We start from the raw sequence: 24,359 nt of genomic DNA, 5'->3' as shown, positions 1-24,359 counted from the left end.
ATTGCGGGGTGGAGCAGTTGGTAGCTCGTCGGGCTCATAACCCGAAGGTCACTAGTTCGAGTCTGGTCCCCGCTACTAAAGAAAGAGCCGATTGCAATGATCGGTTCTTTTAAAGAAACTTAAAATACATTGCGGGGTGGAGCAGTTGGTAGCTCGTCGGGCTCATAACCCGAAGGTCACTAGTTCGAGTCTGGTCCCCGCTACTAAAAGAAAGAGCCGATTGCAATGATCGGTTCTTTTAAAGAAACTTAAAATACATTGCGGGGTGGAGCAGTTGGTAGCTCGTCGGGCTCATAACCCGAAGGTCACTAGTTCGAGTCTGGTCCCCGCTACTAAAAGAAAGAGCCGATTGCAATGATCGGTTCTTTTAAAGAAACTTAAAATACATTGCGGGGTGGAGCAGTTGGTAGCTCGTCGGGCTCATAACCCGAAGGTCACTAGTTCGAGTCTGGTCCCCGCTACTAAAAGAAAAAGGCCGAGGTGAATATCTTGGCTTTTTTTGTGTCCTAATTTACGCTATAATACCGCCTGTTTTTCAGGGTCATCTTTTTTCCTACTCTTCTAAATTTCTCTTTATCGATTGTCGTGAGGTTGTTAAAAAACTGTCTTTTGCTGTTATTTAATCGTTCTACTTTTTTGATATTGGATTGCTCTGTAAAATGTGTGTTTATGCAATCGTTTGTTTAATTGGCGCAATCGATTTCGTTGCTGCTAAATTTTGATATGCTATCATCATCCTTTAGTTTTAGCATTCATGTACCTAAATTTTGATTAGCAAGCTAATCAATTTTTAAACTAACTATTAAATATTATGATTTCAAAGATTCTCGACAATCACAAGTTGAGTCTGTTATCATTAGCTTTACTCATTACAAGTACACACAACTCGGCTAATGCTAATGGTCTTACGTTTCCAAACAACAATATTTTGTTGAATGACGTGGTTTATCAACAAAAAGTGAATGGAAAAGTGCAGTCTACAGACGGCCCATTGGCTGGAGCAACCATTAGTGTTAAGGGGAGCGGTAAATCGACATCCGCAGGAGCAGATGGACGTTTTACAATAGATGCTAAAAATGGTGATGTACTGGTCGTTACAAGTGTTGGTTATAAAGCACAAGAAGTGACCGTGACAGGACCGGTTGTTAACATCAATCTGGAGTCCAATAGTGAGGCACTCCAGGAAGTTGTCATTGTCGGTTATGGCACGCAACAGAAAAAAGAGAGTTTGACTGGAGCTCTTCAGGCGGTAAAAGGAAACAAATTACGTGATGTCACTACGCCATCGGTTGAAAACATGCTGAATGGTAAAGCTGCCGGGGTATATGTTGCACCAGGAGCAGGTAAACCAGGGTCAAATGGCGGTGTTGTGATTCGTGGTCAGGCAACATTAAGTGGTACGACGAGCCCATTGTGGGTCATTGACGGTGTTATCGTTGGCTCAAGCCCAGGTGATATCAATCCAGACGACATTGAGTCATTAACCATCCTAAAAGATGCTGCTTCAACGTCAATTTATGGTTCTCAAGGCGCGAATGGTGTTGTTGTCGTTACAACAAAAAATCCTTCGGCATCCAAAACAAGCATTAGCTTCTCTACAAAAATGGGTATCAACCAACTTTCCAATGGAAACATGGAAATGATGGACGGGGCTGAACTGTATGATTATTTTGCCTCTTTTTCTAACCCAGGTGACATCAAATTTCCACGCTGGAATTCTGAATTACGTAATAGCAATTTTGACTGGTGGAAGCTGGCCACAAAAACCGGATTTGTTCAAAACCACAATCTATCCATTCAGGGTGGTAATGATAAATTACAATCTTACCTGTCTTTAGGTTATTACAACGAAGCCGGTGCTGTAAAGGGTTATGATTACGACCGTTATAATTTTAGATTACGTACTAACTACAAACCTTTTGACTGGTTGACAATCAAACCGTCTATTGCTGGATCGAGACGTGCAGTAGATGATCGCCAATATGATGTCAATGCCATGTATGGAAACCTGCCTTGGGATAGTCCTTACGATGCAAATGGAAGTTTAGTGCCACATCGTTACAGCGGCTGGGTCAACAATGCAAGTACAAATTACTTATATGATCTGCAATGGAATCATAGTGCCAATACCAACTATGAATTTATGGGTAATTTGGATTTTGATATCAAATTAACGGATTGGTTGACTTTCTCTTCTGTGAATAATTATCGTTACAATAGTTATTCCGATAGCGGGTATCAAGATCCACGATCAAACAGTGGCGAAAGTGTAATTGGACGTGTGACAGATTATCGTATGGAATTTGCCCGTCGATATACCAACCAGATTTTACGTTTCAACAAGACTTGGGATAAACATAGCCTGAATGGATTGGCTGCATACGAATTTAACGACTATTGGACAAAAACCTTAGATGCTTATGGGACGGGGATTGTAAATGGTTTCGAGGTATTGGATGTTGTTGCAAAACCAGAGCGAACCAGAGGCGGAATTTCCGAATGGGCAGTACAGTCATTGTTGTCTAATGTAAACTATGCATACGATAATAAATATTTGGCACAGGTATCGTTCCGTCGTGATGGAGCATCCAATTTTGGTACCAATGCAAAATATGGAAACTTCTTTTCAGTTAGTGGTGGTTGGAATATCAATAAGGAAGAGTGGTTCAAGGCTGATTGGGTAGATAATTTAAAACTGAGAGCGGCTTACGGATCGGTAGGTAATAGACCAAGTTCATTATATCCACAATATAGTCTTTACTCTGTGTCTGCATCATCAAGTTATAATGGTATACCAGGGGCATTAATTAGCCAAATCGGTAATAAAGATCTGACTTGGGAAAAAACCTATACAACCGGTTTTGGGGTGGATGCAGCCTTGTTTAAGAATAGATTGCGATTCAATGTTGATTATTATGACAAGAAGACCGATAATGTACTTTATCAAGTGCCGATCAGCGGTCTAACCGGTGTCACTTCTATCTGGAAAAATATTGGCAAGATGCAAAACCGGGGGATTGAATTGACCATCGGTGGTGACATCGTTCGAAATGACAATGTACATTGGAGCTTGGATGTTAATTTGAGTCACAATGTGAATAAATTGACCGAGCTATTTGCGACAAAAGATGCCAATGGTAATCTTGTTTCAAAACCAATTATCGCAGGGGACGGATCAGGGATCGCTGGATCGGCGCAACGTTTGCTTCAGCCTGGTTTTCCGGTAGATACCTATTACTTAAAAGAATGGGCTGGTGTCAACGTAGATAATGGTCTGCCAATGTGGTATCGATACGAAACAGATGCCAATGGCAATGAAACGAGGACAACGACGTCGAACTATTCCAATGCAACTTTCCGTAATGCAGGAAAAGGAAATGCTGATCTGTTTGGAGGTTTCAGTACAGCTTTAAGTTATAAGCAGTTTGACCTGAATGCGGTGTTCGGTTTCTCCTTGGGTGGTAAATTATATAATTATTCGCGTCAGGAATTTGATTCGGATGGAACCTATACCGATCGTAACCAGATGAAGTTACAGGATGGTTGGAGCCGTTGGGAAAAACCTGGTGATGTTGCCACTCACCCGATTGCAAGATACGACAACCAAGATAAAGGTAATTCACCTTCAACACGCTTTTTAGAGAGCAACAATTTCTTGAAAATGAGATCGCTGACCTTAGGGTACAACTTTGATCTAAAGAAATACAATATCAAAAATTTACGTGTATTCTTAGCTGGAGAGAATTTGTTTACGATTACAAACTACTCGGGTGTTGATCCGGAACTTCCATTGACTGAGCCAGATGGCAAAGGCGGGGGCGGTCAAATGATTCGATCTACCGGAGTTTCTGTCTATCCTATGGTTCGCAAATACATGTTCGGCGCAAGCGTAACATTTTAATTTTAACGTTTAGAAAATCAACAATGAAAAAGATATTAATAGGACTTTTGATCGCAACGGCAGTATCCTCCTGCGATATAGATCGTCTTCCTTATACTTCAATGGACGAAGAAAATATTGCAAGTAATCCTGATGCAATGGTAACAGGTACTTATGCGCAGTTAAAAGCTTGGTCTGATCCGATGCACCGTCTTGGTGAATACGCTGGTGATAATATGATGATCCGTGGGTCATCGACAGATGCGTTTTACGAATTTATCTCCTATGCGAGAACGCCTAATAATTACCGTTTGCAGAACTTTTGGGACTATGGCTATAAGGCTATTGCACAGTCTTCGAACGTTATCAAGATGTTTGCGGAAGGTCAGAGTACAGAAATGGATAATAAATTGGGTGAATGTTATTACATCCGTGGAATGATGTATTTTTACCTTTGCCGTGCATTTGGGAAGCCATATTATCAAAGTCCAGAGACAAATCTTGGTGTTCCGATCGTTAATGGTACTCCTGACGATGTCTTCAATGATTTGAACTTGCCCGATCGTTCGTCTGTCAAAGATACATACGCTCAAGCGATCAGTGATCTGAAAAAAGCAGAAGCTTTAATCACACTTGATAAAGGGGCAGCATACGCCTCCAAAGGTGCAGCGCAGGCAATGCTTTCCCGCATTTATCTATACATGAGCGGGACATATAAAAATCCGAACGCGGAATATGCACGTCTTTCTTTAGAGTATGCCAATAAAGTGATTAATTCAGGTAAATATGTCTTGTTGGCCCGTGAGCAGTTCATGAAATACAATACCTTTAGACCTGAAGATAACAAGGAGACCATCTTTGCGGTGAAACGTGTTGCGTCTGAGTTCTCGGGCGATGATCATTATTATGGTATTGGAGGTATGTATTCCAATATTGGTGGTATGGGCTGGGGTGAGATGTATTCCAGTGCCAAATATATTGATCTTTTAAATGAAACTGGTCGTAATGACTGGCGACCAGATCATTATACGATTGTCGACGCACGCGCAGCATTTATAGAGCCGACTTATTCCAAAGACGATAAAGGCAATTACTCAACAGTTTTTCGATTTATCAAACAGAACTCACCTGCAAAAGTCGGTGACCCTAAAACATTAAGTTATGTGCAAATTCCGGCCATTATTAATGGGAATACAGTAATTGCTCGAGAAGTAAAAAAGGTGGGTGATCAAGAAGTTGTTAAAGAATATACTTTAGCGACAATTAATGCTGGTCAGCAGACTTATTCCATTACCTATGAAGACGGTAATACCTATTCGGGTATGATTGATTACTATATTTCCTTAAACCGTGCTTATCCACAGTTTTATATTGTGAAATGCTCACGTGAAGGCGAGGAGTCTCAACTGCACTCGCCTGTAATCAGCCGTTTGGGTGAAATTTATTTAAACCGGGCAGAGGCTAATGCAAAATTAGGTAACTATGGCGCTGCTTTAAATGATTTAAATACCATCAGAAATCGTTCTATTGTCAATGGCGGATATACTTCAATTGATGCGGCCAGTGCAAGCAAACTGATTGACAAAGAGCGTCAGTTGGAATTGGCCTATCAGGCTGAACGCAGCTATGATGTGTTCCGTAACGGAGATCCATTAAACCGTACCTATCCGGGGCCACAGAAACAATTTGAGGATATTGTACCAACAGATTTTAGAGTGACTTATTTTATTCCTCAGGATGCGATCAATTCATATCCGGGTAAATTGACTCAGAATCCAACGTCTAACTAGACGAATATTTATAATTTAAACCCTATAAATGGCTTTACTTCACGGTAAAGCCATTTTTGTTTTTGAGTCGCGATAATCCCTTTTGAATCCGTATCTTTGTTCCCTTAAGTATATTTTTAGCATAAAAGTGCCATCTGCTGTGAGAGCGGGTGGATCAAATAAAATAAATATGGCAAATATTGTTGCAATTGTTGGTCGTCCAAATGTTGGTAAATCTACCTTATTCAATCGTCTTACGGAAAGTAGAAAAGCGATTGTTGATGACTTTAGCGGGGTGACGCGCGACCGTCATTATGAAACAGCCGAGTGGATCGGAAAGAAATTTACAGTAATTGATACAGGTGGTTTTGTACATGGTTCGGATGATGTCTTTGAAGAGGCTATCCGCGATCAGGTCTATATCGCTATTGAAGAAGCTTCGGTCGTTATATTCATGGTGGATGTCACCACTGGCATTACCGACTTGGATGACGAAATCGCTGATATTCTGAGAAGAAGCTCCAAACCTGTGTATGTAGTGGCCAATAAAGTCGATCACGCGAAATTGCATCATGAATCGGCAGAGTTTTATGCCTTTGGTTTAGGAGAGGTCTTCAATATCTCGTCGGCTACAGGATCGGGTACAGGTGAATTGTTGGATGCTGTGGTTTCTCATTTCGAAGTGGAGGAGGAAGAAGAAGAATCCTTACCTAAATATACCATCGTAGGCCGCCCGAATGTGGGTAAATCTTCTTTGACAAACGCTTTGATCGGAAAAGATCGCAATATTGTAACGCCAATGGCAGGGACAACACGTGATTCAATCCGTATACATTACAATCAATATGGACATAACTTTTTATTGATCGATACTGCAGGTCTTCGTCGTAAGTCCAAAGTAAATGAAGATATTGAGTTTTATTCGGTGATGCGTACCATCAAAGCCTTGGAAGATTCTGATGTGACGATTTTAATGTTGGATGCACAGGATGGATTAGAAGCGCAGGACGTTAATATCTTCAACTTGGCGGAGAAGAACCGTAAAGGTATCGTAATTGTTGTCAATAAGTGGGATTTGATTGAAAAAGACAACAAAACAATGAAGGCTTTTGAAGATCGCATCAAAGAGAAAATAGCACCATTTACAGATGTGCCTATTATCTTTACTTCCGTAACCGAAAAACAACGTGTTCTTAAGGTGTTGGAAGTTGCCGACAAGGTATATGCCAACAGGACCAAAAAGATCCCTACTTCCAAATTGAATGAAGTGATGTTGGATATTATCGAGAATTATCCACCGCCATCCTTAAAGGGTAAATATATTAAAATTAAATATGCAACACAGTTGCCAGGACGGACACCGATGTTTGCATTCTTCTGTAATCTGCCACAATACATCAAAGATCCGTACAAACGTTTTATTGAAAACAAATTGCGTGAGCACTTTGACTTTACAGGTGTGCCAATTCAAATATATTTCAGACAAAAATAGATTTCCAAGCAGCGATTAAACATGGACCATAATCTCTTTTTATATAATACGCTTTCGCGAACAAAAGAAAAATTCGAACCTATTCATCCCAATCTCGTTGGTATGTACGTATGTGGCCCCACAGTGTACAGTGATGTGCATTTGGGAAACTGTCGGACGTTTGTGTCTTTTGATTTGATTTTTAGATACTTGCGTCATCTTGGTTATAAAGTGCGTTATGTGCGCAATATTACCGATGCAGGGCACTTGGAAGGCGATCGTGATGAAGGGGATGACAAATTTGCAAAAAAAGCAAAATTGGAACAATTGGAACCGATGGAAATCGTTCAAAAGTATACGATAGGTTTTCATGACGTATTGCGTCTTTTCAATACGTTGCCGCCCAGTATTGAGCCTACTGCAACAGGACATATTTCCGAGCAGATCGAAATGATCGAACAGATTATAGAGAATGGCTATGCCTATGAGCGGAACGGTACGGTTTATTTTGATGTTGAAAAATACGTTGAAACATACGATTACACGATATTGACCAATCGTAAATTAGAAGATATGCTCAATAATACCCGTGAATTGAGTGGTCAGGATGAGAAAAAGGGGCGTTTGGACTTTGCCTTGTGGATCAAAGCAAAACCTGAAACGATTATGCGTTGGCCTGCACCTTGGAGTGTTGGCTTTCCAGGTTGGCATATTGAATGTTCGGCCATGAGCAGAAAGTACTTAGGTGATCAGTTTGATATTCACGGCGGTGGAATGGATTTGGCAGCTACACATCATACCAATGAAATTGCACAGTCTGAAGCATGTAACCATACGAGCCCTGCCAAATATTGGATGCACACGAATATGTTGACTGTAAATGGTGCTCGTATGTCCAAATCTGCAGGAAATGGATTTTTACCGGGAGAGCTATTTACTGGAAATCACCCCTTATTGAATAGAGGTTATTCGCCGATGGCCGTACGCTTCTTTATGTTGCAGGCACATTATAGAAGTACGTTGGATTTCTCTAATGAGGCATTGGATGCAGCCGACAAAGGGTATAAAAGGCTAATGACTGCGATCAGTCTTTTAGACAAATTGAAGGTGTCGAAAGGTGCTGATTCATTCAATTTAGCTGAAATCCACCGCAAGTGTTACGCAGCTATGGATGACGATTTTAATAGCCCTGTACTCATTGCCGAATTGTTTGAAATTGTACGTGTCATCAACTCAATTTATGATGGCAAAGCGAAAGTAACAGCTGAAGGATTGGAAGGTCTTAAAGTATTCATGAAAGAATTTGTTGAGGATATCCTAGGGCTTAGAAACGATCAGACCTCAGCATCCGATGATATCGATGACGTCATGAATCTGGTCATTAAACTACGTAATGAAGCCAAAGCAAATAAAGACTTCGTCACCTCAGATCGTATTCGTGATGAGCTTAATTCTATTGGAATTCAATTGAAAGATAGCAAAGAAGGAACACTTTGGAATAAGATTTGATAGATAAGAAATCGAATTTATAAAAGAGGAATAAAATGGAATATTCCTATTGGGAAAACACATCATCGTGGAAACCAAAGGATATTCCATATAACCTTTAAAAGAAAGATCATTTTGCATATGAATTTTTGGAATAGGCTATCCGTCGTCGCAGTGATGAGTGTTGCTGGTACAACACTATACGCGCAGATACCTGAGAAAGTTGGAAGCCTATTGCAGGCTGATAAGGATGCTGCTGCATTGGCTAAAGCGTCTACGCCGCATCAGGCATTTCTTTCGATCATTGATAAGGAATCTACGTTTTATGTCCCGTCAGCAGTAAATGCTTATAACTATCTTAATAATAGACCAAATATTCCCGATGTTTTAAATTGGCAGCCTACGTTTGCGTTGATTGCTAAAAGTCAGGAGTTTGGTGTGACTTCGGGGTCTATGGACTTTCAGAAAGTAGGTGCAAGACTGCGTCATGGAGAATACCTGACTGTGTGGAAACGCAATAAGAAGGGCAAGTGGCTGGTCGATATTCGTGCCGAAGTTGAAAATAACGGGAAGGATGGGGAATTTGATCTTGAATATATCGAACCTACCGATTCGTGGTATCTGAAGCATCGCTCTAAAGTGCGATTGGATCAGCGTGAAGATATTGTCCTGGAGACGGACAAATTGATGTCAACAGTTTTGAAGGCAGACAACCCAACCGCATATAAGGAGTTCTTAAGCGAGGATGTCCGCTTTTTGTTTCCTTGGACCAGTCCGATGGAAGGAAAGGCAACAATGATGGCTTATCTCAAAAAACAACGGATGACGATAGAAACAGTACCCGAAGAAGTAAAACGTTCTTATAGTGGCGATTTTGCCTATACCAAGGGAACTGCAACGGTGCGACAAAAGGATAAAGTTGTGAAGTATAATTATATTCGTATCTGGCAACTGAGCGAATTGGCGAAGGATGATGTGAAGAAAGCGAACTGGAATATTCTGATCGAGATGATGTTTGAGAAATAGCATGACGATTGCAAAATAAAAAAAGGGCTTGAATATATACTATTCAAGCCCTTTTTTTATAGGATAAGTGTTGCACACTTATTGTTTTTTCCATTTTTTCAATTCATCGCATGAACCAAACTCGTCACTGATATTGATAAATGTTGTTTTCGATTTATCATCGAACCATTTACTTAGATTGCGATTGATTTTATCTTGTCTGGCAGCCTCTTTGATTTTGGTGAAATCCTCGTCCAAATTTGCTTTGTGCGGCGGAATACGTGTTTTCAAGTAATTGAAACGGTAGCCAACATCGCCCATTTTGTCTGTAAATTGCTCTGGTTTGGAGTATTCTCCTGGTTTTAGGGGATCGATTGCTGTAAATACTGATTTTTCCAAGCCATCCATAGGAATTACGGTTGTGCGGCTTGAGCCTTCTTGATTTAGGATCATACCACCATTGAATTTGCTTTCCTCTGCATCCGAATAATTTGTAGCAGCGTGATAGAAATCCATTTTTTTGTCAACAACCAGTTTATAGATACTGTCCAATTTGTTTTTTGTTCGTTCCAACGCAGCAGCACCAGGATTGATCTTCATCAGGATATGGCGCGTATGCACCTCTTCGCCCCGTCGTTCGAGTACCTGAATAATATGAAAGCCAAATTTGGATTCTACAATTGGTGAAATTTCTCCCGGTTTTAATTTAAAAGCCATCGCGGAGAATTCCTTTACGTAGTTGTCACGTGTGCCGAAACCTAAATCACCTCCATACGGAGCAGATCCGGGATCTTGAGAGTATATACGAGCCATTGTACCAAAGTCCGAGCCATCTACAATCTGCTTGCGGATACCTTCAATCTTATCTCGCTGCTCTTTTTTTTCTGCATCTGTCAATTTGGGCATCATCACAATCTCACCAATTTCTACCTCGGTATTGAAGTAAGGCAGACTGTCTTTATTCAAGCCTTCAAAATAACGCTTTACTTCCAATGGTGTTACGTCTACTTTTTGAACAATGTTTTGCTGCATTTTGTTAGCTTTCAATTGCTCAAAAACACTTGAACGCATTTCTTCTTTGTATTGCAATAAAGAGCGGTTGAGGAATTTTTCAAGACGTTCTTGCCCTCCTGCCTGTTGTGACATATGACGTAGGCGAGAGTTAAGGTTATCGTCAACTTCGGTTTCCGTTACATCTATAGAGTCAATTACTGCCTGTTGGGAAAGCAGCTTCTGAATGATTAACTGCTCAAGTACGCCGCATTTAAAATTTTCATTAGGTTTATTCCCTTGCGCCAACCATTGAGAATATTGCATATCCACGTCGGACTGTAAGATAATGCCCGATCCAACCGTTGCTACAACGCGATCAATAACTTGACGTTGCGCAAGACTGGCCTGAATTGATGCAAACAGCAATAAAAACAATATATAAATGTTTTTTTTCATCCGTATAAATTATTTATGATATTTATGAGTGATCTTCATTTGTATAAATGAATTCGTTTCACTCGGTTATTTGTTCATCATTTATTTTTTTGTCACAAGCATTCACGCTGCCTTCGGCGGTATGCGTAGTAATTGTGTTCAATATATACTTTTTTGAACAACAGCACAAAATTATCAGATTATATGAATTATTCGTACTTTTATTTAACAATATTTTTGTATTCCCAATATTTTAAATGGGCGATTTTAGAATTGTTAAAATTGATGTGCTAAAATACGCATTTGCCTATTAGAAAGGACGGTTTTAACCAAATTTAACAAGTCTATTGACGATATTTACGCCTATAAAATAGCGGGGTTTTTAGATCCTCACACGAAGGAATGAATGGGTGAATTTAAGTAGGGTCCCGTATAATTTAGAAACAAACTTGATGTAACGGTCTCATTCAACAAATGAGTATCTACATTTATAAAATAATTTCAATGAAAAAAGCATTTATTTATTTGATGACAATTTTACCTCTTGCTAGTTTTGCGCAACAGATTCCCATGTTTGTGGGCACATATACAAGCAAAACCGCGAGCAAGGGCATCTATATTTATAATTTTGATGTTAAAACTGGTGAAACAACCTTGTCGAGCACGCAAGAAAGTAAAGATCCATCCTTTTTAGCGCGAAATAATAACTTTATCTATGCCGTTAATGAGGTGCCAAATCAAGAGGGAACTGTTTCTGCCTATTCTTTTAAGGACGGTCATTTAACTTTTCTAAACTCACTTCCTTCCGGAGGGGAGTCGCCTTGTTTTGTTGAAGTACATCCTAAGGGTAGCTTGCTCGCTGTGGCAAATTATACAGGTGGCTCTGCGGCGCTGTTTGATTTAGAAAGTAATGGGGTTTTAAGCAAAAGAGCACGTTTAATACAACACGAGGGTAAGGGGGTGGATCCCGTACGCCAAGAAAAGCCACACGTACATTCTACTTTTTTCTCCAATAAAGGGGATAAGTTGTACGTCCAAGATCTTGGTTTAGATGAGATTTCTATTTATCCGGTGAATAAAACGGGAAATGCTTATAGCCTTGCTGATGAATCAGAAGATATCTTTACGCCTGCTGGTGGCGGTCCTAGACATATTGTATTTGATAAGAAAGAGAAATTCCTATATGTCGTATTGGAAATGACCGGTCAAATTGCATCGTATAAGAAAGATGGCGACGCATGGATGTACCAAAGTACTTTCGATATCAACCCCGAAGGTTTTAAAGGAAGTAACGGCGGTGCTGATATGAAGATCTCTGCTGATGGAAAATTTCTGTATGCGACCAACCGTGGCGATGCCAATACGATAGCTACTTTTTCGGTAGAGAAGGATGGGGAATTGAAGAAAATAGCGAATCTTTCAGTAAAAGGTAAAGGTCCGCGTAATTTCAACCTTTCTCCGGATGGGAAATATCTTTTGGTCGCCAATCAATATACCAACAACATTGTTTTGTTTAGTCGGGATGCTAAAACGGGTTTGTTGACGGATACTGGAAAAGAAATTGCTGTACCAGCACCTGTTTGCATTATATTCTAATTCAGAAAAGAAGTTCGAATAAGACAAGAAGATTTTTAAGAAAAGCGCATACGGTTTTCTTAAAAATCTTCTTTTCTACAATCTAATTTACCTTCCTTTTCAAGGTCATTTAAGGTGGTTCCCTTCCATGTTTTTACCCGCTGTATATAAGCAGCCCTGCCAATCATATGTGCTGCAACCGGAGCCGTTAAGATCAGAAAAAATCCAATAGCTATAGCCTTGGTCGTTACGGATACATCCGGGAAGGTCATTGCTGCACAGATGAGTAAAAGTCCCACACCCAGCGTTGCCGCCTTTACCGTAACCGAAAGACGTAAATAAAAATCGGGCATCCGCAAGATGCCAATAGACGCAAATAGTATGGCCAATGCCCCGATGGTACTGAGAATGGCTAAAGTAATATCAATCATCTTTGCTTTGTTTTTCTAAATAAAATGAAAATGCGATCGTACCAAGAAATGCGATAAGCGCCAAGATCATGGCAATGTCTAAAAACACTTCCTGCGAAGTTCGTATACTATAAACGGTAATAATGCCAATTCCGATGGTGATAATAAGATCTAGGGCAATAACACGATCAAATATCTGGGGACCTTTATACAGACGAATAAAAGCCAGTATGACTGAGATAGTCAAGATCGGAAGGATCACATAATCAAAATAGCTATTTAAAGTCATCTTAAGAGTTCTAAAAGTCTTCGTTCAACATTATTTTTAAGGGTAGAAACAAACTGTTCCTTGCTTTTCATGTACATGACGTGAATAAAGAGCGTTTTTTTATCTTCACTTACGTCGAGGATAAGTGTGCCGGGTGTCAACGAGATAAAGGTTGAAAGCAGGTTAATTTCCAAATCGGTTTTTGCATCCATGGGATACTTGACAATCGCAGGTTTGATAAAAAACTTGGGGGTTATCACGTCATAGGCAACCTGCACATTGGCAACAATCATTTCCCACAGGAAAAAAAGAATAAAACTCAATGTTTTGGGGACCCGATAAAAGTAGCGTTGATCCACCTCATTCCTGTTCATAAGCCAGAGGATACCAAATCCCAACATAAAGCCGAATAGGAAGTTGGTGTAATACATCGATCCCGTCAATGCGACCCAGATAAAGGATAACATGAGGTTCATTAAAAACTGTTTTATCATATCATTTCTGCCCTCCTAGTACAGCGTTTATGTAAGGTGATGTGTCCAATAATTGTGTAGCGATCTGATCCGCCACATGGATAATCGCTTCGGCGTTGAGTCCGATATACAGGGACGCAGATGCCAAAATAACGATAGGGAGTATGAGCATTGTTTTTTTATAACCGATCATACCCGCAAATTTATCGTCAATGACTTCCGGATCAGGGACATCTTTCCAGAATACCTGTGCCCACATTTTAGCGATGACAAACAAGGTGATAAAACTGCCGATAATCAGGGCTCCTGCGAAAGCATACTTTTCTAACTGGAAAGCATCTTTGAATAGATAGATTTTAGGCCAGAAGCCCGATAGTGGCGGGATGCCTACCAGTGAAAAAAGAACAATGGCAAAAAGTAATGAAATCTTTGGGTATTGGGCATAAAGTCCGCCCAGTTTAGTCATATCCATGGTGCCGCGGAGTTGCCGTATAACGCCAGCGATGAGAAATAAATTCGTTTTGACCATGATATCATGGATCAGATAGAATACTGCCCCCAATAAAGCCCATTTGCTATATAAGCCCAATCCGCCAATCATAAAACCAATATGACAAACGATCAAATAGGAAAACAACCTCCGGATATTGGTTTTGATCAATGCACCAAAAGCGCCCGTCAGAATTGTCAATATGGCTAGTACGATAAGGAGTTCCTTGGTAAAATGATTGGGAATAAATAGTAGGGAAAATACCCTGAACAAGGCGTAAATCCCAACCTTGGTCAATAAGCCCCCAAATGTCGCCGCTACGGCCGAAGGTGGCGTATGGTAAGAGGACGGTAGCCAGAAATAGAGTGGAAATACGGCGGATTTAATACCGAAACCGATCAGGAAAAATGTTGCTGTAATTTCTACTAATGCCTGATTTTGTATTTTAGGAATACGCATGGCCAGGTCGGCCATGTTTAATGAACCTGAAATACCATAAAGAATGCCTATTCCGGTTAAGAAAAATGTAGAGGCCAGGATATTCATGGCCATATATTTTACAGCTCCCTCCAACTGGGATTTTCTACCCCCCAAAGTCATGAGTACAAAAGAGGAAATAATAATGACTTCAAACCATACGTACAGGTTGAAGATGTCACCTGTCAGAAAGGCGCCGTTAAGTCCCATCATCAAGAAGTGAAAGATCGGGAAATAACCATAGAGGATGCGCTGGCGTCCCACACCGACACAGGAAAAGATGGAGACTGCCAGACCTGCGATAGAAGTCAGAAGAACAAGGGTACTACTGAATAGATCGGCAACAAAAACGATCCCAAAAGGAGCTTTCCAATTGGCGGCATTCATGGTCAAAATACCATCATCATAAACCTTGAAGAATAGTTTAAAGGCAAGAATAAGTGCGAGCAAGCTTCCGCCAACGCTCAGAAAACGTTGTGCAGTGGATTTGCGCCACAACATCAGTTGGACAATAGCAATAAATAAATGCACGATGATCGTGGCAATAATGTGGTTGTCTATCATATATCTTCTTCCTCAGGCGTGTTCAAATCATCCAGATCATCTGTACCCAGCAGCGCATATACACGCTTGAGTAAAACGATGGCAAAGGAGGTTAGGCCAAAGCTGATCACGATGGCCGTTAAAATAAGTGCTTGCGGAATCGGGTCCGCATAAATATCGGTGAATACCTTCAGATCGGGTCCAATGATGGGTGGTTTACCTTTAATAATATTTCCCAATAAGAAGATCAATATATTGGTACCATTGCCCAGTAACATAATCCCTAACAACAATTTCACCATGCTTCGACGCAAGATGAGGTATATTCCGGCAGCATAAAGGATGCCGATCAATAACACGAGTATCAGTTCCATTATTCTTCTTCTTCAGTAGTTAAAGCAATTGTAAATAAAATTGTCAGGACAACACCTATGACAACAAAGTACACACCAAGGTCAAAAAATAAGGCGGTTCCTATCATCCCGATAACAGGAATTTTCTCTTCCAGCCAAAGTCCGGTCATGACGGGATAGCCAAAAAATGCAGGTAAGAACATGCTTATAGCCGAAATCCCTAATCCTATGGGAATAAGTGACAAGGGTTTGTACTGAATCAATTTCATGGTATTTTGAGGGCCAAAGGCAAAACTATGCAGCACAAAGGCAATCGAAGCAACCAAGCCGCCAACGAAACCTCCGCCGGGGTAATAATGCCCCCTGAGTAGAAGGAACACCGAGAAAAGTAAGAGTATCGGTAATAAATACCGCGTAGCGGTCTGTAATATTGTACTGTTCATTTGTTACTATTTAGCAATGAGCTATCAGCTCATTTGTGCATAACCTTTATCTATCATTATTCTTTATCAGAGGATTTTAAACGTAATTTTAATAAGCTATATACCCCTAATGCAGCAATACTCAATACTACAATTTCAAACATGGTGTCAAAACCTCTGAAATCCACAAGTATTACATTGACGACATTTTTTCCTTTAGCAAGCACATAAGCATAATCGCCATAGAAATCACTGATGTTGGTTGTCGTAGGTTCATGGAGTACACGGAGTGCGACCATGGATAGCAAAATTCCAAAAACGATAGCGACCACGGCGTCGCGAATGATGGTGCGTCGATTGGCCAAATTCAGAAAAGAAGGGAGCTTAAAGAGTACCAATACGAAGAGTACCACCGTGAGTGTATCAATGGTGAATTGCGTCATCGCTAGATCTGGGGCACTGTAAAACACGAAAATAAGACATATGGCATAACCTACAACACTGGTGGCTACTACGGCTGTTAAACGGGATGAGGTGCGGATGGTGAGTACAATGGCGCCGATCAAAATGCAGACTGTGGTGACTTCGTAGAAACTCACAGGAGATAAGGATTCCCATTTGATATGGAGTGGGCCGCCCAGGTATAACTGGTAGGCGATCAATAATTCGGCAAATAAGATAATTTTCAACAGATACGAACGCAAATAGCCGTTGTGCATTTTGTTTGTGAAGAAAGCAGAGAACAGAACAATTTCCTGCGCACATAATTGAATGATATATTCAGGAGAAATCTTATTGAAATTTGCAATCCAAGCCAATTTTTTCTCGCTGGGCCTGTTTGTGAAATAAAGTAACGTACCAGCGGCAATTGTAATAGCGCTTAATAGCAGGATTAAATTAAAGCCATGCCAGATTTTCAGCTGAAATGTTTCGGGTTTTGCGAGTATACTTGTTGCAGTAGGTCCAGCAATCCATTCGCCGACAAGTCCTGGGATGCATCCGAAGACAACCCCTAATATAGCTAAAAGTAGAGGTGGGATCCACATGGCTTTATAGGGCAGGTGGATTGTATTAAATTGCTCGGGTAGCTTACCCATAAAAGGTTTGATGCCGGCCATAAATCCAGCAGAGACCAAGAGTATATTTGTTGCTACTGCAGCGACGGTCAAATAGAGAAATAAATCGGGGGTGGCATGTAGTGTTGCCTCATAAATCAGATCCTTTCCAATAAATCCAAATGTAAGTGGAATACCAGCACTGGAAAGTGCCGCTAGGAAACCTGCTATAGCGACAGGCATTAATACCCTGCGTAGCCCCCGCAAGACTGTAAGATCCCGCGTTCCCGTTTCATGGTCTATAATTCCCGTAATCAAGAATAAGGCAGCTTTATATAAGGCATGTACGAGTATAAAGACACTTGCTGCGATAATGGCATCCTTGGTACCGAGTCCCAATAAGAAAACCAAAATACCGAGGGCGGATATGGTTGAATAAGCGAGTACTCCCTTGAGGTCTGTTCTGAAAAGCGAATGGAATGCGGCATAAAGCATCGTGAGGCCACCAATGGCCATGAGGGAATACATCCAGATCGGATTGCCCCCAAGTATCGGTGAAAAACGGGCCAAAAGGTAGATTCCTGCCTTTACCATGGTTGCCGAATGTAAGTAGGCCGACACAGGTGTTGGCGCCTTCATGGCACCGGGTAACCAAAAATGGAAAGGGAATTGTGCTGATTTCGTAATCGCTCCAAGTGCTACGAGGCCAAAGACCAGGGGAAAAAGTGGATGTTGCTGAATGATCGATACTTTGCCGATGAGTGCTGTAATATGGTAAGTTCCGGCAATATTACCCAGCAAAATAAAACCTGCCAGTAGAAAAAATCCACCCAACCCGGTAATGGATAGTGCGGTCAGTGCGCTTTTGCGTGAATCATTTTTGTCATTGTTAAATCCAATGAGAAAAAATGAGCTGATCGAGGTCAGTTCCCAGAAGATAAACAACAGTAACATGTTGTCCGACAGGACAAGCCCCAGCATAGCCGACATAAAAAGGCAGAGGTAGCCAAAGAATCGGTCGATATACCGATGACCTTTGAGATAGGCATTCGCGTAAAAGAATATACAGGAGCCGATCCCAGTAATCAATAAGGCAAAAAGTAGTGACAGTCCATCTAATTTAAAATCCAGATTGATGCCTAAGGAGGGCACCCACGACGTTGATTGTACGAAATAGGAGCCTTGACCAATAGGTACAATATATTGAGCAAAGTATAAAAATAGAAGTACCGGTAAGAATGCGAGAATAAAACCCCATTTGGTTTTTAGGAATCGACCAAATGGAACAATAAGGCTCGATGATATTAGTCCTGACAGAACAGTAAATAGCATTTAGTCTTTGTTTTAATTTTTTATTGAAGTGTTTGTTTTATTTGTCAATAAGAACCTTCTATATTTCATCGTTGCCAACGCTTATATGGCGATGAAGGTTTTTTGAAAGTCTACAATATAGTAAAAAAAAGCGAAAAAATGTTATTTTTTGACCGTTTTTCCTCTATATAAATGATAAAAGCAGGGATTTTGTTTTGGGCTAAGAACAGATTTTTTGAAGGAGAATACGTTTATAAAAATGAAACAAGAGACCCTAATTTATTGAGAAATAGAATTTTTTAATGTGCAGTATGAATAATTTATGTAATAAATATGTTAATTTTTGTTAAACAAAAATTAAAAATTATATATTTACAGAAGACTAGTTTATCAGCCACCAACGATTGTTGCTAATCAATTTTGTTATACCCGTTAGAACTATGGGACCCGAAGAGAAGTTATTTAGAACGCATTATAAAAGCTTATGTCACTTTGCATGGAAATTTGTAGGGGAATCTGCTATTGCTGAAGATTTGGTACAAGAAGCATTTATTACTTTTTTTAAGGAGCGGCAACGTATGGATGAATCTGAAAGCTTTGTTCGAAATTATTTATATACTGCCGTTCGGTTTTCCTGCTTAAAGCACCTTAGGCATGAAAAAGTAAAGGAAAAGTATTGGACGAGAGTAGGGTTCAGTGAAGAAGATGAGCATTCAGTTGAACTTTCCATGATTCATACCGAGGTGATCAATGAGGTTTATCGGATTATAACAACAATGCCTGCTGCCTGTCAGCAAATTTTTACGATGGGCTATTTGGAAGGCTTATCGAATCTTGAAATTACAGAAAGACTTCAGATTAGTGTGAACACCGTTAAGACCCAGAAGCAACGGGGAATGAAGATCTTGTTAGAGAAGCTACATCCCGAATTTTTACCCCTTATTATTTTTTTATTAAAATAATTTTAATTTCTTGTCACCCGCGGTGAATCTATAGGGTTTCTAACCTATAGATATGAAAGCTAATACCAATTACATAGCCAGACTCATTAATAAGTTACTTCGTGGTCAAGAAACCGTGGCGGAACGGGATGCTATTGAGCAGTGGCGGAAATCTGACAAAAGTAATGATGATTTGATTGAAAGCTTTCAAGAGGCAAAGAATATTGAGGGAGATCTTAACTTTTTTGCCAATTTGGATGAAGACGAGGCTTGGGGTAATATTCAGCGGACTCCTAAGAGAATAAAGAAAAATTATCGTCTTCTTCTTCGTGTTGCCGCCATTCTCATTGTACTATTAGGAGCATCACTCTTTTATATATTTCAAGAGGATCGGAAAGTTTCTGAGCAAGTAGCAGCTATTCGTCCTGTAAAAAAAGATATTTCACCGGCGCAGCCAGGTGCCTTATTGGTCTTGGCGGATGGATCAGTTTTGCCTTTGGAGAAGTCGAACAAGACCGTAGATCCAAAAATCGTTGCTGATAATATACCCCACGCAGACCTGGCAGTAACAGAAGCTCCGTTACAGTTTAACACATTGGTTGTTCCCAAAGGTAATTTTTATAAAATAAATTTGGAGGATGGTACCCAAGTTTGGGTAAACGCAAACTCTCAACTTAAATTTCCTGTAAAATTTAAAGAAAACGAACGTCGTGTCTTCTTGGAAGGTGAGGCTTATTTTGAAGTTTCTCATGATGGAAATCGTCCTTTCTTTGTGGAATCTGGAGGAAACGAAGTGAAGGTATTGGGGACGCATTTCAACATTAATGCCTATGGGAACAATGTTCGTACAACATTGTCTTCGGGAAGAGTGCAAGTAAGTCATTCTGGAAATATCATTGTTTTGGAGCCTGGGGAATATGCGAATCTTGTAGGAGAACAACTTCGCAAAGGAAAGGCAGATTTGGAACACGATTTATCCTGGCACAACAATCAGTTTTATTTTAAGAAAGAGACCATTGTTGAGATTGCCGCCACACTTTCAAAATGGTATGACATCCATGTTAAATTCAGGAAAGATGTGGCATTGGATAAGGTCTATACAGGCAATTTCAAACGTGATGTTAAGTTGTCTGAAGTTTTAGAAATGTTGACTTACGTCTGTGATTTAAAATTTGAATTTGATGGACAAGAATTAATAGTAGGAAATAAATAAAGGAGTGTCTATGTAAAAGAAATAATACCTAATCCAAAGGTCTTATAACTAAGTAAGAACAGGAATGTTGCAGCATCCCTGTTCCGGAATGATCAAAAAGGCCTAAAAAAATTAAAAAGCGAATTAAGTAAACCCAATTAACCACAAAGAGTAAATGTATGAATAACTTACCATTTGGCAAAACGTGGCGACTGATACCTCATGACCCACGGTTTTGTAAACCTTTACGTATTATGAAAATTAGTACCTGCCTTCTTTTCGCCTTTGTGACTGGAGTTCAAGCCAACGGCTTAGCACAGAAAGTTACTTTGAAGATGAAAAATGCACGGATTGAGGAGGCGCTAAATGCGATTTCCAAGCAGTCCAATTTGCAGTTATTTTATGGGGAAAATATTGATTCTAAAACGAGAGTCAATGTGAATTTGAAGAATGCTTCTGTAGAAGAAGCATTAAATTCTGTTTTGCGTAATAACCATTTAGATTATAGGATTATTGCAAATACAATCTCCGTAAATAGCAGAATAGCGGAAGAAAATTATGATGCTGTTGCCCAGCAGAAGGTTTCGGGGATCGTTAGAAATCAAAATGGGAATGGCTTAGGTGGAGCAACCGTTACTGTAAAAGGTACTTCGGTTTCCACACAGACAGATGAGAATGGGCGTTTCAGTATAGACGCACAGCCTAATGCGACTTTGACCGTCCGTTATGTTGGATATACGGTGGGAGAGATTGCTATCGGTGGCCGACAAAACCTCTCGATTGTTTTACAGTCCAACGAACAACAAATTGACGAGGTTGTTGTGACAGGACTTGGTGGTAAAATAGACCGTCAGAATTTTACCGGAGCAACGGCCAAAGTCAATATGAAAGATGTTGAATTGGGAGGATTACCTGACCCAAGTCGTTCCCTGGAAGGACGAGTTGCCGGTGTTTCGGTACAGAATACTTCAGGAACCTTCGGTTCAGCTCCAAAAATCCGCGTTCGTGGTGCAACATCAATTTATGGTAGTTCGAAGCCGCTTTGGGTTGTTGATGGAATTATTATTGAGGATGTAGCAGATGTTTCTTCGGATGCGCTATCTTCAGGCGATGCACTGACATTGATAAGTTCCGCCGTCGCTGGATTAAATGCGAATGATATTGAGTCATTTCAAGTTTTAAAAGATGGATCAGCTACCTCAATTTATGGTGCGCGCGCCATGGGTGGTGTGATTGTAATTACAACAAAAAAAGGTGCTGTTGGGCGGAATTCATTTAATTACGTTGGTGAATTTACGTCAAGGGATATCCCTTCCTATAATAGTTTTAATATCATGAACTCCCAGGAGCAAATGTCCATGTATCAATTTATGGACCAACGTGGATGGCTCAATCTTTCTGATGTTTCGGTGGCTTCTGAGAGTGGTGTTTATGGTAAAATGTATCAGCTGATCAACGCGGGTAAATTGGAAAATACCGAGACCGCGCGAAATGCCTATTTGCGTCAGGCTGAATACAGGAATACAGATTGGTTTAAAGAATTGTTTAGTAGAAATATCATGCAAAACCATTCGATCAGTTTGACTTCCGGGACAGAAAAAGCCCAATATTATACATCATTAAGTGCCATCAATGATCCAGGATGGGCAAAGCAAAGTGGCGTGAAGCGATACACAGCGATGTTTAATGCTGGGTACAATTTACTCGACAATTTAAAGTTGAATTTATTGGCAAATGGATCGTATCGTGATCAACGTGCACCTGGAACACTGGGCCAAACGATTGATGTTGTGAATATGCAGGTAAAACGCGATTTCGATATTAACCCATATTCGTATGCAATGAATACATCACGTACCTTGGATGCGAAAGAGTCTTACATCAGAAATTATGCTCCATTCAATATTCTGAATGAATTGCAGAATAACTATATGGATATTAATGTGGGCGATTACAAATTCCAAGGTGAGCTATCGTGGAAGGTTTTAAAACAATTGGAATTGACGGCAATGGGGGCCTTGCGTTATCAGCAATCGTCGCAACAGCACTATGTGAAAGATTATTCCAATCAGGCGCTTGCTTATCGCGCGATGCCTAATACCATTATACGCGATAAGAATCCTTATTTATATAAAAATCCAGACGATCCATATGCTGTTCCGGTATCCGTATTACCTTATGGGGGAATATACAACCGTACGGATTACAAGATGGTTTCCCAGAACTTTAGGTTCAATTTCAATTATAACAATACGTTTAATGAAGTACATAAATTGTACGCTTTTGGGGGAGCAACCGTCAATAATGATACCCGGAATAACGACTGGTATCGCGGATGGGGCATTCAATATGATCTGGGCGAAATTCCATTTACAGATTACCACGTATTTAAAAAGGGACAAGAAGAAAATAGTGACTATTTCAAGGTTATCAATACAAGAAATAGGGAGGTCGCTTTTTTTGGTCAGGCAAACTATACTTATGATGAACGATATACGTTAAACGGTACATTGAGGTATGAGGGTACCAATAGATTGGGGAAATCGACTTCGGCAAGATGGTTGCCAACCTGGAACGTTGCCGGACTTTGGAATGTACATAATGAAAAGTTCTTCAAGAATTGGAATTCGCCTATCAATGCCTTATCGTTTAAAGCATCGTATAGTTTGACAGCAGATCGGGGACCTTCATTTGTGACAAATTCTAAAGCTATCTTAGAGAGTTATAATCCTTGGCGTCCGAGTGCCGGAGATAAAGAAACGGGGCTACAGATAAAAGATCTTGAAAATTCCTTGCTCACTTATGAAAAGAAAAAGGAGTTAAATATTGGTACTTCGATTGGCATGTTCAATAATAGGCTTGCAATTGACGTGGATTACTACACGCGTAAGCAACATGATCTGATCGGAGAAATCAATACACAAGGTCTGGGTGGTCAAATTTCGAAATATGGAAATATTGCCAAAATGAATTCACATGGTTTGGAATTGAGTGTTGCAGGAACAATTCTTAGAAATGAAGATTTTTCGTGGAACTCTAGTTTTATTTTCACCAAAGCCGTCAATAAAATTACGGAAATGGAAAACCATAAGCAGGTTGTTGATTTGATCTCAGGGAATGGATTTGGACTGCAGGGATATCCAGTAAGATCCTTATTTTCTATTCCATTTGAAAAGTTAGATATCAATGGACTTCCAATTTTTACCGGCCCAGACGGTCCTACCACCACCGGGCTCGACTTTCAGGAGCGTGATAAAATTGGTTACTTAAAATACGAAGGCCCGACTGAACCAACGACGATGGGAAGTTTTGGAAATATTTTTGGCTATAAAGGGTTCAAGTTGAACGTGTTTTTTACCTATTCATTTGGCAATGTTGTTCGTTTGGATCCGGTCTACAAAACGCAATATACAGATCTAACAGCTACTACGCGCGAGTTCTGGGATTCATGGACTGTCCCTGGTGACGAATTGATCACGAATGTACCAGTGATGATCGATAAACGTATTGTAAGAAATGACAGAGAATATAAATATGCTTATAATGCGTACAACTATTCTTCTGTCAATATTGCAAAAGGTGATTTTATTCGTTTGAAGGATTTATCGTTGAGTTATGATCTACCTAAAAATGTTGTCAATTCTTTTAAAGTATCCTCTTTGGGCTTCCGATTGAATGTAACCAATCTATGGTTGGTATATGCTGACAAGCGGTTAAATGGACAAGATCCTGAATTTATCAACTCTGGTGGGGTTGCTTTACCAATTCCAAGGCAATATACGTTAACTGTACGGTTAGGACTTTAAAC

General features: G+C 40.1%; 17 protein-coding genes and 4 tRNA genes. 13 read left to right on the top strand and 8 right to left on the bottom strand.

Annotated elements, in window-relative coordinates; all coding sequences use genetic code 11:
* Window positions 1-2: 2 nt before the first annotated feature.
* The 9 genes from A9970_RS09525 to A9970_RS09485 all read left to right on the top strand — a co-directional run bounded on the left by A9970_RS09525 (window position 3) and on the right by A9970_RS09485 (window position 9,634).
* Window positions 3-75 (top strand) — tRNA-Met (locus A9970_RS09525).
* Between the two features lie 55 nt (window positions 76-130).
* A tRNA-Met gene (locus A9970_RS09520) sits at window positions 131-203 on the top strand.
* A 56-nt stretch (window positions 204-259) separates the two neighbouring features.
* Window positions 260-332, top strand: a tRNA-Met gene (locus A9970_RS09515).
* A gap of 56 nt (window positions 333-388) precedes the next feature.
* Window positions 389-461 (top strand) — tRNA-Met (locus A9970_RS09510).
* A 350-nt stretch (window positions 462-811) separates the two neighbouring features.
* Entirely contained in the window at window positions 812-3,901 is a 3,090-nt protein-coding gene (locus A9970_RS09505) for a TonB-dependent receptor (protein WP_182982126.1), read from the top strand.
* 23 nt (window positions 3,902-3,924) lie between these two features.
* On the top strand, window positions 3,925-5,670 hold the full coding sequence (locus A9970_RS09500) for a RagB/SusD family nutrient uptake outer membrane protein (protein ID WP_153845737.1): 1,746 nt from the start codon (window positions 3,925-3,927) through the stop codon (window positions 5,668-5,670).
* A 169-nt stretch (window positions 5,671-5,839) separates the two neighbouring features.
* The gene (der, locus tag A9970_RS09495) at window positions 5,840-7,141 is read left to right on the top strand and encodes a ribosome biogenesis GTPase Der (RefSeq protein ID WP_153845736.1); all 1,302 of its coding nucleotides are present in this window, start codon (window positions 5,840-5,842) and stop codon (window positions 7,139-7,141) included.
* Window positions 7,142-7,162: 21 nt separating this feature from the next.
* The gene (gene cysS / locus A9970_RS09490; protein ID WP_153845735.1) at window positions 7,163-8,629 is read left to right on the top strand and encodes a cysteine--tRNA ligase; all 1,467 of its coding nucleotides are present in this window, start codon (window positions 7,163-7,165) and stop codon (window positions 8,627-8,629) included.
* A 120-nt stretch (window positions 8,630-8,749) separates the two neighbouring features.
* Window positions 8,750-9,634, top strand: a complete 885-nt coding sequence (locus A9970_RS09485) for a DUF4440 domain-containing protein (RefSeq protein WP_153845734.1) — start codon at window positions 8,750-8,752, stop codon at window positions 9,632-9,634.
* A 78-nt stretch (window positions 9,635-9,712) separates the two neighbouring features.
* On the opposite strand, the gene A9970_RS09480 is transcribed toward A9970_RS09485, so the two are convergent.
* Window positions 9,713-11,062 carry a peptidylprolyl isomerase gene (locus A9970_RS09480; RefSeq protein ID WP_145329853.1) on the bottom strand — a complete coding sequence of 450 codons (1,350 nt, stop codon included), beginning with the start codon at window positions 11,060-11,062 and terminating at the stop codon, window positions 9,713-9,715.
* 483 nt (window positions 11,063-11,545) lie between these two features.
* Here A9970_RS09480 and A9970_RS09475 point away from each other — a divergent pair, with 483 nt between their 5' ends.
* Complete coding sequence (locus A9970_RS09475) at window positions 11,546-12,637, top strand: lactonase family protein (RefSeq protein ID WP_075994296.1); 1,092 nt, start codon at window positions 11,546-11,548, stop codon at window positions 12,635-12,637.
* Between the two features lie 59 nt (window positions 12,638-12,696).
* Here A9970_RS09475 and mnhG read toward each other — a convergent pair whose 3' ends face one another.
* Genes mnhG through A9970_RS09440 form a run of 7 tightly spaced genes read right to left on the bottom strand, consistent with a single transcriptional unit; the run spans window position 12,697 to window position 18,439 of the window.
* The gene (mnhG, locus tag A9970_RS09470) at window positions 12,697-13,047 is read right to left on the bottom strand and encodes a monovalent cation/H(+) antiporter subunit G (RefSeq protein ID WP_046671613.1); all 351 of its coding nucleotides are present in this window, start codon (window positions 13,045-13,047) and stop codon (window positions 12,697-12,699) included.
* Window positions 13,040-13,315 (bottom strand): monovalent cation/H+ antiporter complex subunit F, encoded by a 276-nt coding sequence (locus tag A9970_RS09465; protein WP_046671612.1) that lies wholly within the window; start codon window positions 13,313-13,315, stop codon window positions 13,040-13,042. The genes mnhG and A9970_RS09465 overlap by 8 nt, the downstream gene beginning before the upstream one ends.
* Window positions 13,312-13,770 carry a Na+/H+ antiporter subunit E gene (locus tag A9970_RS09460; RefSeq protein WP_227550155.1) on the bottom strand — a complete coding sequence of 153 codons (459 nt, stop codon included), beginning with the start codon at window positions 13,768-13,770 and terminating at the stop codon, window positions 13,312-13,314. The genes A9970_RS09465 and A9970_RS09460 overlap by 4 nt, the downstream gene beginning before the upstream one ends.
* 19 nt (window positions 13,771-13,789) lie before the next feature.
* Entirely contained in the window at window positions 13,790-15,298 is a 1,509-nt protein-coding gene (locus A9970_RS09455; RefSeq protein ID WP_182982125.1) for a proton-conducting transporter membrane subunit, read from the bottom strand.
* Entirely contained in the window at window positions 15,295-15,651 is a 357-nt protein-coding gene (locus A9970_RS09450; RefSeq protein ID WP_046671609.1) for a Na+/H+ antiporter subunit C, read from the bottom strand. Before A9970_RS09450 ends, A9970_RS09455 begins: the two co-directional genes overlap by 4 nt.
* Window positions 15,651-16,073, bottom strand: a complete 423-nt coding sequence (locus A9970_RS09445) for a Na+/H+ antiporter subunit B (protein WP_046671608.1) — start codon at window positions 16,071-16,073, stop codon at window positions 15,651-15,653. Before A9970_RS09445 ends, A9970_RS09450 begins: the two co-directional genes overlap by 1 nt.
* Window positions 16,074-16,129: 56 nt before the next feature.
* Window positions 16,130-18,439 carry a putative monovalent cation/H+ antiporter subunit A gene (locus tag A9970_RS09440; RefSeq protein ID WP_182982124.1) on the bottom strand — a complete coding sequence of 770 codons (2,310 nt, stop codon included), beginning with the start codon at window positions 18,437-18,439 and terminating at the stop codon, window positions 16,130-16,132.
* A gap of 419 nt (window positions 18,440-18,858) precedes the next feature.
* Between A9970_RS09440 and A9970_RS09435 the strand changes: the two genes are divergently transcribed.
* From A9970_RS09435 to A9970_RS09425, 3 genes are all read left to right on the top strand, one after another.
* Window positions 18,859-19,380: an RNA polymerase sigma-70 factor gene (locus A9970_RS09435; protein WP_159727269.1), complete on the top strand. Its 522-nt coding sequence runs from the start codon at window positions 18,859-18,861 to the stop codon at window positions 19,378-19,380.
* A 52-nt stretch (window positions 19,381-19,432) separates the two neighbouring features.
* Window positions 19,433-20,572 carry a FecR family protein gene (locus tag A9970_RS09430; protein WP_182982123.1) on the top strand — a complete coding sequence of 380 codons (1,140 nt, stop codon included), beginning with the start codon at window positions 19,433-19,435 and terminating at the stop codon, window positions 20,570-20,572.
* Window positions 20,573-20,805: 233 nt separating this feature from the next.
* On the top strand, window positions 20,806-24,357 hold the full coding sequence (locus A9970_RS09425; RefSeq protein WP_235032760.1) for a SusC/RagA family TonB-linked outer membrane protein: 3,552 nt from the start codon (window positions 20,806-20,808) through the stop codon (window positions 24,355-24,357).
* Window positions 24,358-24,359 lie beyond the last annotated feature (2 nt).

This window comes from Sphingobacterium sp. UME9 (assembly GCF_014170215.1).
Classification (GTDB): domain Bacteria; phylum Bacteroidota; class Bacteroidia; order Sphingobacteriales; family Sphingobacteriaceae; genus Sphingobacterium; species Sphingobacterium paramultivorum.
This window is presented reverse-complemented; position numbering and strand designations above follow the sequence as displayed.